The organism is Pedobacter jejuensis, assembly GCF_003725795.1.
Lineage (GTDB): Bacteria > Bacteroidota > Bacteroidia > Sphingobacteriales > Sphingobacteriaceae > Pedobacter > Pedobacter jejuensis.
This window is the reverse complement of the sequence record NZ_RBEE01000002.1, coordinates 110,997-123,537: the sequence shown is the minus strand read 5'-3', so window position 1 is coordinate 123,537 and position 12,541 is coordinate 110,997. Positions and strand designations below refer to the sequence as shown.

6 protein-coding genes and 1 tRNA gene are annotated in these 12,541 nt (G+C 33.4%); 6 read left to right on the top strand and 1 reads right to left on the bottom strand.

Features of this window, described 5'->3' with window-relative positions; all coding sequences use genetic code 11:
* The first annotated feature begins 1 nt into the window (after position 1).
* Positions 2-958 carry an AlbA family DNA-binding domain-containing protein gene (locus D7004_RS01230; RefSeq protein WP_123204050.1) on the top strand — a complete coding sequence of 319 codons (957 nt, stop codon included), beginning with the start codon at positions 2-4 and terminating at the stop codon, positions 956-958.
* 630 nt (positions 959-1,588) lie between these two features.
* On the opposite strand, the gene D7004_RS01220 is transcribed toward D7004_RS01230, so the two are convergent.
* A tRNA-Ile gene (locus tag D7004_RS01220) sits at positions 1,589-1,662 on the bottom strand.
* Between the two features lie 300 nt (positions 1,663-1,962).
* On the opposite strand from D7004_RS01220, the gene D7004_RS01215 reads away from it, so the two are divergent.
* The 5 genes from D7004_RS01215 (at position 1,963) to D7004_RS01195 (ending at position 12,410) form a co-directional block, all read left to right on the top strand.
* Positions 1,963-3,195, top strand: coding sequence for a Pycsar system effector family protein (locus tag D7004_RS01215; protein WP_123204048.1), 1,233 nt, complete (start codon positions 1,963-1,965; stop codon positions 3,193-3,195).
* Positions 3,195-5,234 (top strand): polyphosphate kinase 1, encoded by a 2,040-nt coding sequence (gene ppk1 / locus D7004_RS01210; RefSeq protein ID WP_123204047.1) that lies wholly within the window; start codon positions 3,195-3,197, stop codon positions 5,232-5,234. Before D7004_RS01215 ends, ppk1 begins: the two co-directional genes overlap by 1 nt.
* Positions 5,235-5,244: 10 nt before the next feature.
* Positions 5,245-6,144 (top strand): SdiA-regulated domain-containing protein, encoded by a 900-nt coding sequence (locus D7004_RS01205; protein ID WP_244214216.1) that lies wholly within the window; start codon positions 5,245-5,247, stop codon positions 6,142-6,144.
* A 79-nt stretch (positions 6,145-6,223) separates the two neighbouring features.
* Positions 6,224-9,829: a metallophosphoesterase gene (locus D7004_RS01200; RefSeq protein WP_123204046.1), complete on the top strand. Its 3,606-nt coding sequence runs from the start codon at positions 6,224-6,226 to the stop codon at positions 9,827-9,829.
* Positions 9,830-10,115: 286 nt separating this feature from the next.
* Positions 10,116-12,410: a GAF domain-containing protein gene (locus D7004_RS01195; protein ID WP_123204045.1), complete on the top strand. Its 2,295-nt coding sequence runs from the start codon at positions 10,116-10,118 to the stop codon at positions 12,408-12,410.
* Positions 12,411-12,541: the final 131 nt, after the last annotated feature.

Here is a 12,541-nt window from a genome sequence, read left to right as displayed (position 1 = left end):
TATGAAAAGCTTCTACGATAAAGAGGATTACACTGTTGAAGATATACAATCGTTAATCGACAACCAAGTTGAAGAATCAATATATCTTGATTTTAAAAGTGCAGGATCATTAGAGAAAACTGATAAAAAGCGCATGGAGCTATCCAAAGATGTTGCTTCTTTTGCGAACTCAGATGGTGGTATAATCGTCTATGGTATTAAGGAAGAAAATCATGTTGCATCTGAGTTCTCATTTATTGATGGCAATGAATATACCAAGGAATGGATAGAACAGGTTATAAGCTCGTATGTTCAGCGTCGGATTTCTGACATCAAGATTTTTCCCATCAGATTTGGCGGGGACCTTAAAAAAAGCGTTTACGTAGTCAAGATTCCTTACAGCTACGATGCACCACATCTTAGTAAAGATAATAGGTATTATAAGAGGTATAACTTTATGTCAGTTCCAATGGAGGAGTACGAAGTCCGACAAACCTATGGTAGGAAAAGCAAATCAAAACTAGCTATCTCACAATGGTATTTGAATGATAAGCATCAAGATGTTACCGAAGAATGGGTAAAAGTTCATTTTGCAATTCAAGTTCAAAACATTTCGAACACTTATGAAAAGGATTATAAAGTTAATGTGTTTATGTCTAACTCCAACAGATTAATAACCATTGAAAGCCTAAAAACGGACACCAATTATAATTATACCAATCTCAAAAACGGTGTTTGGAAACTAAGTGTGACGAGCAAAGAGCCATTATTTCCTGATGAGACTTCAAATGTTGTTCATTGCAAATTACTTTTAGACAAAACTGACCCCATAGCCGCAATGAGAGGTGTTACTGTAGATGTACAGTTGCTATATTCCAGTGGACGAGACAATTTGAGCTTCGATTTGCTAGAAGCATACGATGAAATGCAAAAAAGACATTCTATAGAAATAGAAGACGTATCCAAAACTAAAACCTAACCTCAAAAGTAATAAATAGAATAAAAGTTGCATATTGAAAAGTGGTGATATATAGTATCTATCTAACTACCGCACAATTTTAAGCGTGCCCTCCCAATATGGATTAAGGAACTACGTCATAAACGCTCATGTAGCTTTTACACAACCTATTCATTCCGTTCTTCCTTTCCTTAATTATATAAAACCTTAATCTTGATAAAGAAGTTTTAAGCCAATTACTTATATTTAGAAAAAAATATTCTATACCAATTTATTTTCAATATCCCAACGAAATAGATTTAAGTAACTAATGAGTAAAAATTAAACATATTATGAAAGTATTATTGATTGTAGTTTTTGTAGTGATTATTGTAGCTTTTCTTTATGCAGCCTATGATATGGCAAAAAATAGAAGAAAGATTCACCTGATCAATATCTTATTGTTGGTTTTTGTCCCGTACTTATGGCCATTTATTTATTTGCTTCTCACTAAGAGGCTAGTAAAATACAAATCTCAATCACAAACCAAAGCTATAGCTGTTTTATAGCCTTCGTTTCTCTTCAAATAATTAGTTGAATATTTTGAAGGATAAAAACCTTAACACAAAAAAAAAATGCCCTCTAAGAAACTTAGAAGGCATTTTAAATTTGTGGGCCCAGCTGGGCTCGAACCAGCGACCAAAAGATTATGAGTCTTCTACTCTAACCAACTGAGCTATAGGCCCTGAAAAAACTATTGTTTTTTGCGAGTGCAATGTTACAAATTTGCATCCAATTTAGGAAAAAGTTTTTCACTAATTTTTTTCAACTCTACTTTTTCCGTTCATTATCAGATATTTCCTTTTTCTAAAGAAACAAAAAATCAATAATTTCTTTAAGATTACGTTATTGTAAAATAAAATCTATTTCTGTTATCAAGATCAGGAAATCTTTTTAGCAAAAATTAACGTAATTTTATCCAACCAAACACTATCTTTTAAATACTGTTTTGTTCATATTAGAAATTAAAATTTAGCAGCACGCTCATGGATTATAAGCAACTACAAATTGATGTAGAAAAGCATGTTACCGACTACTTTAAAGAAAACCACGATTCTAGATTGGTTTACCATAACTTACAGCATACCAAAGATGTGGTAGAAGCCACACAGCAAATCGCAAATCACTATCAGCTAAGTGATGAAGATTTTTTTATCGTAACCACTGCCGCATGGTTTCATGATACTGGTTATTTTGAAGATGTATTCAACCATGAGGTTAAAGGCGCAGATTTGGCGAAAAAATATTTAAAAGCTGAAGGCATAAGTGAAGAAATTAGAACTAAAGTTTCGAGTGCAATTTTAAGCACGCAAATTCCTCAAAAACCCGCAAATCTTTTAGAGGATATTTTATGTGATGCAGATCTTTTTCACCTCGGTACAGAAAATTTTAGGCAAAAGGGCAAATTGATGCACAAGGAGGCCGAATTGATTTATGAAAAAGACATCAAGAAAAATGATTGGCGTGTTAAGGATATTCAGTTTCTGCAAGCTCAGGAATACCATACCGATTACGTAAAGCTATTATTAGGCGATCAAAAGAACAAAAATATCGAAAAGATAAAAAGTAAATTATCTGGCGAAAAGGAAATTGTTCGTTTTGATGATCAGTCAATTTCAACAACCAGTTCATCAATCTTTGCAGAAGATAAAAAAAAGAAAAAAGATAAAGGTGATAAAACCGAAAAGCCTGATAAAGGTATAGAAACCATGTTCAGAATTACATCTGCCAATAATCAGCGTTTAAGCGATATGGCCGATAATAAAGCACATATTTTAATCACGGTAAATTCGATTATGCTTTCGTTAATTGTAAGTTTACTCTTAAGAAGATTAGAAGATCACAGTAACTTAATTATCCCAACATTTATTTTGCTTACAGTAAGTTTAACTTGTGTTGTCGTTTCAATTTTATCTACCAGACCATCTATTCCGCCAGGAATTTTCACCCCGCAAGATGTTGACAATAAGAAAGTTAATTTATTATTCTTCGGTAATTTCTACAAAATGTCGCTACCTGCGTATACAGATGGTATGATTAAAGTAATGAATGATAAAGACTTTTTATACGGAACGCTGATTACCGATGTGTATTCTGGTGGTGTGGTTTTAGGAAGGAAATACAAATTAATCAGGTTGGCTTACAACATATTTATGTTTGGCTTAATTGCTGCGGTATTGGCGTTTGTGGTTGCTTACGCAGCTTATGGTAAACTTTAATGGAAGATTTAGTGAATACCACTTTGTTTAACAGAGATTTAAGCTGGCTTAAGTTTAACGAACGTATTTTAATGGAAGCCGAACGGGAAACAGTTCCGCTTTTAGAACGCGTTAAATTTTTATCTATTTTTTCTTCCAATCTTGATGAATTTTATCGGGTGAGAATGCCGGTTTTGCTTGCATTAGAAAAATTAAGCAATCGCGATGATAATGATATCAAAATTGAAGCTGATTTATTAAAATCCGCGAATGATTTAATATTAAACCAGCAACAGCGTTACGGACAAGCTTTAAAGCAAAACATCATTCCAGCGTTAAAGAAGAATAAGATCAATCTAATTTATGGTGAAGAGTTTCCTGATCTAATTAATCAACAAGTAACAAGATATTTCTTGAGTCAGGTTTTGGCTTTTATTAAACCTGTATATATTAACGAGCAGACAAAATTTTTCCCTTCGAATAACGAGCTGTATTTTTTAATTACGTTAAATCAGGGCGACTCATACCAATCCGTCATTATAAATATTCCGTCTAACGAATTGCCTAGGTTTTATAAAATTGAAGCGGATGATCAGACCTATATTGTTTTTTTAGATGATATCATTCGTTTTCATCTCGATTTAATATTCAAAGCAGAAATTACGGGTTGCTACAGTTTTAAAATTACCCGAGATGCTGAAATTGATTTAAAAGATGAATATTCTGGTAGCCTTTCCGAACAATTAGAAGTACAACTTCAAAAAAGAGATTCGGGCTTGGCAACGCGGTTTCTTCATCAGCCAGGCATTCCAAAAAATGTTTTAACATTGCTTAAAAAGCTCTTTAATTTAAAAAAGGCAAATCTGGTAGAAGGCGGGCAATATCATAATTTAAAAGATTTTATGGCTTTTCCGGTAAGTTTGCCAGGCTTATCTAATAAATCGTGGCCAAAATTATGCAATACTGATGTTTTTAATGGAAGCTTAACAGAAGCAATTTTAAAGAAGGATATTATCATTCATACGCCCTATCAAAGTTATGATAGTGTGCTTCGCTTCTTTAATGAGGCTGCTATAGACCCGAATGTTGAAGAAATTTATTTAACCATTTATCGTGTTGCAAGCGATTCTAAAATCATAAATGCACTTATTAGCGCTGCGCAAAACGGTAAAAAAGTTTTAGTGCTGGTAGAACTTAAAGCTCGTTTTGATGAAGCCAACAATATTAAGTGGGCAAAGAAAATGAAGGAAAAAGGGGTAGAGATTGTGTACAGCGTTACTGCCTTAAAAGTTCATGCTAAAGTAGCTTTGGTTAAAAGAAAAATTGATGGTAGAATGCTTTACACAGGTTTACTTGCCACAGGAAATTTTAATGAGAGTACAGCCGCTTTTTATACCGACCATATTTTAATGACGGCTAATAAAGACATTTTACGCGAAATAGAATTGCTATTTATTTTTCTATCTAAACGTGTAAAACCTTCATCAGCAGATTTGATTAATTTTAAACACATTTTAGTTGCACAATTTAATCTTCAGCAAACGTTTTTAAACTTAATAGATAGGGAAATTAAACATGCGAAATCAGGTAAAGAAGCTTCCATCACAATAAAATTAAACAATCTAGAAGAAAAAGTACTCATAACAAAACTTTATGAGGCATCCCAAGCTGGTGTAAAAATCAATATGATTGTGCGTAGCATTTGCAGGCTTATTCCTGGTGTTGAAGGCATGAGCGAAAACATTAACATAACCCGTATTGTAGATCGTTATCTAGAACATGGTCGTATTTTTATCTTTAATAATTTAGGAAAACAAGATGTTTATTTAGGCTCTGCAGATTGGATGAACAGAAATATTTACCGCCGAATTGAAGTGTGTTTTCCCATTTATGATGCCCAAATTAAAGCTGAAATTTTGGAGCTCATCAAAATCCAGTTGCATGACAATGTTCAAGCCGTTTCGATTGATGAATCGATGAATAATGTTCCTGTACCAAAGGATGGAACACTTATTGCATCTCAGCAAAACATTTACGAATTTTTAAAAAACAAATCATAAATTTTACCTAATGAAAAATTACAAATTATACATAGCATCTGGTTGTGCAGTTTTAATGATGGCTTTTTTATGCATTTCATGTGTAAATGAGAAGCACGATGATAAAGCAGATGCTGAAGCTTCAACAACTGAAAAAAGCACTTTACCTTATGATTTAAACAATCCTGTTAAATACAATATGCCTCAAAACCTATTCGAAATATCGGGCATTGCTTTTAATAATGGAGATGCTAAACAGGTTTTTGCTATTCAGGATGAAGATGGAGACCTATTTTATTTAGGTTTGGATGATAAGGATTCGAAATATGTAAAATTTGGAGGCAAAGGTGATTATGAAGATGTTGCCATAATTAAAAATAAAGTTATTGTTTTGAAAAGTAACGGTGAATTACACATTTTTCCATTATCAGAAATTAGTAAATCTGAAGCTGAAAATGTAGATAAAGTTAAAGATTTGGTACCTAAGGCAGAATATGAAGGTCTAGCTGCCGATGAAAAAACTGGTAAAGTTTATATTCTAACCAAAGCCAGCAAAGCTGATGATAAAAATAAAGCCACAAGTATTTACGCATTCGATTTTGATGGTAATGGTTCTTTAAAACCAGCAGGTGAATTTAATTTACCGTATGCCGATATAGAAAAAATATCTGGTGAAGGCAAAGTAAAATTTAAGCCATCTGCGTTAGCTAAAAATCAGGCTACAAATGAATGGTACATTCTTTCTTCAGTTAATAAAATGTTAGTTGTTGCTGATGCTGATTTTAAAATAAAAGCTACTTATCCATTAAAAGGTGGTAATTTTAATCAACCTGAAGGAATTGCATTTGATAAAGACAATAATTTATATATTTCAAATGAAGGTGGAACATTAGCTTCGGGAGATATATTACAGTTTAAACTAAAGAAATAGAATAGAATTGTTTTGCTGCTCGAAAATTAGGGCAGCAAACAGTTCTTTTGATACTATTGAAGCATACCAAACAAACTATATGATTAAAAATTTTACTTTATCAATATTCTTCTCCCTGATATACTTTATAGCGTCTGCCCAAAGCGATGTAAAATATAGGGTAATTTTATTTGGCGATGCTGGCGAAATGAATCCTGCACAAACGCAGGATTTAAAAAATGCTGCAAAACAAATTATTCCAAAAAAAACTACGGTAATCTATCTTGGCGATAATATTTATCCAACCGGAATGGGTTTGCCGGGAAGTTTAGAGGAAGAGGATACTAAAAAGATTTTACAATCTCAGTTTGCGCCAATGCGAGAGATGGGTGCTGCAGTATATTTTATTCCAGGTAATCACGATTGGGACAAATCAGGGCCAAAAGGCTTGGCAAAAATTAAAGCACAGGATGATTACTTAAAAGCTCAAAATGATCCGCTTTTAAAGTTAATTCCACAAAATGGTTGTCCTGATCCGGTGGCAATAAATTTAACCGACAAATTAACCATCATCGCTTACGACAGCGAATGGTGGCTTTTTCCTTACAATAAGTCAAATCCAAACGGCGAATGCGAATGCCGCACCACGGATGAAGTTTTGGTTAAAATGGAAGATTTGCTAGAGAAAAACAAAGGCAAGGTAATTCTGCTTGCATCACATCATCCATTTCAAAGCTACGGTCCGCATGGTGGTTATTTTAATTTAAGAAATCATCTTTTTCCATTAACTTCTCTCAACAAAAACTTATACATTCCGCTGCCAATTTTAGGTTCGGTTTATCCTGTTTTACGCTCTACTTTATTAAGCCCCGAAGATTTAAATCATCCAGCTTATAAAGAAATGATTAAATCTGTAAATGGTGTTTTTGGCGATGATCCTAATGTTACTTATGTAGCTGGGCACGAGCACGGTTTACAACTAATTAAAGGAGAACAATTGCAAATTGTTAGTGGTTCGGGTTCTAAAGTTTCTCCAAATAAACAGGGTAAAACATCTTTGTTTCATGAAATGGAACAGGGGTATGTAGTTGCAGACCAGTTGTTAAACAACGATATGCGGTACGAATATTACATTTATGCCGATACAGGTGTTAAACGCGTTTTCAGTTACATTAAAAAATTCGAAAACGTAAATCAAAAGGTTAGAAACAGAGATAAACCACTTACAGCTGATAGTATTTTTGTAACCATCAAACCAGAATATGATAGTGTTGGCCGTTTCCATAGATATGTTTTTGGAGAAAACTACCGAAAAGAATATGCACAAAAAACAAAAGTCCCGGTTATAAAAATATCTCAAATAGGAGGAGGACTAAAAGCTACACAACGGGGTGGCGGTAATCAATCTCGTTCGTTAAGGTTAGAAGATAAAAACGGTAAAGAATATGTTTTACGGAGTGTAGAAAAATTTCCGGAAGTGCTTTTGCCAGAGCAATTAAGGCAAACCTTTGCCAAGGATATTATAAAAGATAACATGTCTGCTCAACACCCGTTTTCTGCGCTAATTGTACCAGAATTAGCTAAAGCAGGTGGTATTCCACACAGTAATCCAATAATTGGTTGGGTTTCTCCTGATGATAATCTGGGCGAATATGAATCTGCTTTCGCGAACACTTTATGCCTTTTAGAAGAACGTGAGCCATTAGGAGAATCGGATAGTTCGCCGAAAATGGATAAAAAATTAACGGATGATAATGACAATACTTTAGATGGACCAGCCTGGGTTAGAGCCAGAGCTTTTGATGTTTTGCTTGGTGATTGGGATAGACATGAAGACCAGTGGAGATGGAAGGAAACTAAAAAAGATGGTGGTTCTCATTATTCGCCGGTTCCTAGAGATAGAGACCAGGTTTTCTTCAGGTCAGATGGTAAATTACAGCGTTACACACAATCTTCATCTCTTTTGCCAATGATGCAGGGTTACGAACGCGATATACAAAGCATCAAATGGTTTTTATGGGAAGGTAGAGAAATCAGTAGCAGGTGGACAGCCAATATTGATGAAAAAGAGTGGGATAAGATTGTTGAAGATTTTTGTTCCAAGTACAATGATGAAGTTTTCGAAAAGGCCTTGAAGAAACTTCCGGAGCCAAGTTATTCGCTTCATCACGATGCAATTTTAGCACAAATGCGAGTTAGAATTAAGCAATTGCCAAAATTAATGAACGATTATTATCATTTCTTTAACGAAGTAGTTGATATCGAAGTAACCAATAAAAATGAATTGATTAAAATTAGTGATACCGATGATAAGGGCTTAAAAGTTAAAATCAACAAAATATCAAAAGAAGGAAATATTAAGGATGAATTGTTTAATCGTGTTTTCGACCCAAAAGTAACCAAAGAAATAAGGGTTTATATGCACAATGGTAACGACAGCCTATTTCTAAATAATAAAAATTCGAAAATTAAAATCAGGATTATTGGAGGTAAGGGAGATAAGGTTTACGATTTCAAAAGTAGTAATGGCTTTGTAAAGCTATATGGCAGAGAAGATAAAGCGACTTACAATGGAAACGATGTTAAAAAAATCAGTAAAGTAATTTCTAATGATACGTCCAATTTCAGTTACATACCGAAAGATATGTACGATAGAAGATCGTATAATTTAAACGCTGGTTACAATAATGATGATGGTATTTTACTAGGGCTAATTTATAAACAAACCAATCCTGGATTTAGAAAACAACCTTATGGTAATACGCAGACAGTTTCATTTTTACATTCATTTTCTACAAAAGCATTTCGCTTTAATTACAGGGGCGAATGGTTAAAAGCATTAGGTAAAGCAGATTTTATAATTAAAGCCGATGCTTATGCACCCAATAATACTCAAAACTTTTTCGGTGTTGGAAATGAAACTGTTTTTGATGAGCATGGAGATGATATCAGGTTTTACAGAGCCAGATTTAATCTTTATCAAGTAGAACCAACCTTAAGATGGCGCAGACCAAAATCTACTTTTAGCTTTGGTCCGTCGTTTCAATATTATAAATTGAATCAGGAAGATAACGAAGGCCGATTTATAACCAGTGGTGCGCCACTTGGGTCATCTGATAGTTTAAATGTTCGTAACGAAAAAATGTTTGGTGGTGCGATTGTTAACTTTACAAACAATACTCGTGATAATGATTTGTTGCCAACACTGGGTAGTTTTGTTGATTTTAAATTTTTAGGATACAAAGGCTTAAATAAATACTCAAACTCTTTCGGGCAGTTTACGGGTAGCATTGCTTTATATAAAAATCTTGATGGCAGAAAAGCATTTATTCTTGCTGATAGATTTGGTGGCGGTATTACAATCGGTAAGCCAGCTTTTTATCAATCTCAGTTTATTGGTGGTCAGGGAAATTTGTTGGGCTATCGCCAATTTAGGTTTGCAGGCGACCATAGTTTTTATAATAATTTAGAATTAAGAGCTAAACTTGGAGATTTAGTGAGTTACGTTCTACCAGGGCAAATTGGCCTGTTAGGATTTTACGATGTTGGTAGGGTTTGGTGCAGAAATCAAAGTTCTGATTTATGGCACCATGGCGTTGGTGGTGGTGTTTATTTTGCGCCTGCATCATTAACAGTTTTACGTTTCGTAATGGGACATTCAACTGATGGATGGTACCCTTATGTATCATTAAACTTCAGATATTAAAACCTCTTTAGTTAAGTAATTTGGTCGTTTAGAAACTATTTACAGCAATTAAGCGTATATTAACTATTGAATTTGTAAAAATAGTATTACGTTTTGCAGACTGTTTTTGGCTTTCGCTGTTTGTATCTTTGTGTAATTATTTTTTTTACTTATTAAATTTTACGTCTATTAAGCACCTATACTCATGAATACCAATGTAATACAAATACATAAAAATGAATGTATTCATTGCCAAGTAAAATCAAATTTGTCTTTCAGACCATTAGTAAATTATCTGAAGAACAGATTGAAAACCGAGAAAACCGTTAAATCTGAGTTTTACAGATTTCTATTGGAAAAAATAGAGAAAGAAGACGCTTTACTTGGAAATATAACTACGCAAGAATTAGCAAAACATAAAGATACGCTTGAATTAATATTCACGATTTTGACGCCTTTAATGGCTAACGAAAATGAATTGTATTGGGCGTTGAGTACGCCTGTACCTGATGAAATATTCTTCAGTACAAATGCTTTCTATCAATTCTTTAAAGATCACGATCCTAAAACCAAAGTAAATACTGGTAAAGATGAATCGGCGCAAATGAAGCATTTAAAATTTATTTATAATTTAATTTTAAATAGATTTTACAGCTTTACCTCGGTGTTAAAAAATGATATTATTTATGCGCATGTAAATACCGAAAACAACCTAACGCAGTATTACAACATTCAAAATGATACGCAATTTATTGATATTCAGCATAAAGGTAGCTTGCCCGAATTGAATTTTGAAGAATTGGCTAAACATTTCCAGGAGGGAACAGAAATAGAATACCTGGATAAAAATCTTCCACTAAAGAAATTTACTTTTGAAGGTTTTAGTGTAATATCAATAACTGATGTAACGTTACAGCATGCAATAGAAGGAATTAGAAGTGCATTGGTTGATCATAATTATCAAACAGAAGCCTATAATCACGTTATTCAGGCTTTAAAAACGTTGAGTGGAAATGGTGACTTAGAATTTGGTTTAATGCCATTTTTAACTGTTAATGATAAATTGGTTTTTGATAATCAGGATTTTTCTCAAAGTATGCTGATAAATTCTGCTAAAGCATCTAACCTCGAAGAAGAGGTTTTTTACTCTTTAGTAGATAAATATAAAGAAGATCCAAGAGCAATTTTTGTAAGTTCTATTAATGAGGATCAGATTGTTAAAGATCCGTTTTTACGCGTTTTAAAAGCTGCTGGTGTTTGTTCATATTCTGTTTTGCCAATTTATTACAATAAGCAGTTGGCTGGCGTACTTGAGGTTTATTCTACAAAAGAAATGGCTGTCGATGATAAATTATTATCGAGATTACGCCCTGCAATGCCATTAATTGGACAGCTTTTTCAATATAGTATTGAGGAGTTTAATGCCAAAATGGATGCCGTTTTGATGGATAAATTTACTGCTTTGCAGCCTTCTGTTCAATGGAAATTTAATGAGGCAGTTTGGCATTTTCTTCGACAAAATAAAGAAAGTAGAAAGCACAGACAGATCGATACAATTACTTTCAAAAATATGTACCCTTTATTTGGTGCGGTTGACATCAGGAATTCGACTAATGAGCGTAACCAAGCTTTAAAAGAGGATATGCATGTACACCTTTTAAATATCATCAAAACTTTAAAAGGTATTCGGAAGTTTGTTCCTTTAGAACTTATAGAGAAGCTCATTTTTAATTGTAATGATTGGATTGTTCGTATAAGCAACGTTGCCTCTAGCAATGAAGAAATGCTGTTGAATGAGTTTTTGAGCGCTGAGGTTTATCCTTTCTTTTCCGTTATTAAATTAAATCATCCTGAGGTAACCGAAATTGTAGATGATTATTTTGCTGAGATTATACCTGAAACTGGTTTAGCTTATGAGAATAGAAGAAAACTGGAGGTTTCGATGCAATCCATTAATATGGAAGTGAGTCAGTTTTTAGAAACAGCTCAACAAAATCTTCAGGCTTCATACCCTTGTTATTTTGCAAAATTTAGAACCGATGGTGTTGAATATGATATTTACATCGGTCAGGAAATTGCGCCTAACAAACCTTTCGATTTGCTGTATTTGAAAAATATTCGCTTATGGCAGCTTACATCAATGGTAGAAATTGCTAGGCTTTCTAAAAGTTTAATAGGCGAAATGCCACGACCATTACAAACCACTCAATTGGTTTTCATCCATTCGAATTCAATTGATATCAGCTTTAGAAATGATGAAAGAAGATTTGATGTGGAAGGTGCATATAATATTAGGTATGAGGTTGTTAAAAAACGAATTGATAAGGTTTTAATTAAAAATACATCAGAACGTTTAACCCAGCCAGATAAAATTGCGATGGTTTATTTCAATGCAGAAGAAGCTAAGGAATACATCGAATACATTAAATATTTGCAAGATCAAGGTTATTTAAATGATGATTTGGAGCAATTGGATTTGGAAGAACTTCAAGGCGTTTCAGGGTTAAAAGCTTTGAGAGTAGGCGTTAAATATTTAAGTAAAAATACAAAGCGAGAATTGGTAAACGCGAAAACTGAAGATATGAGCTTAAACGAAAATTAGAGAAATCTATATTGTCTTAAGGCCAATTTTTGTTATATCCATTATTAAACTGAGTTTGATTATTAAACTTAATATTTTGCTGTTTTATAGCCGTTTTGCTTGTACGACACGTCATGCTGAATTCATTTCAG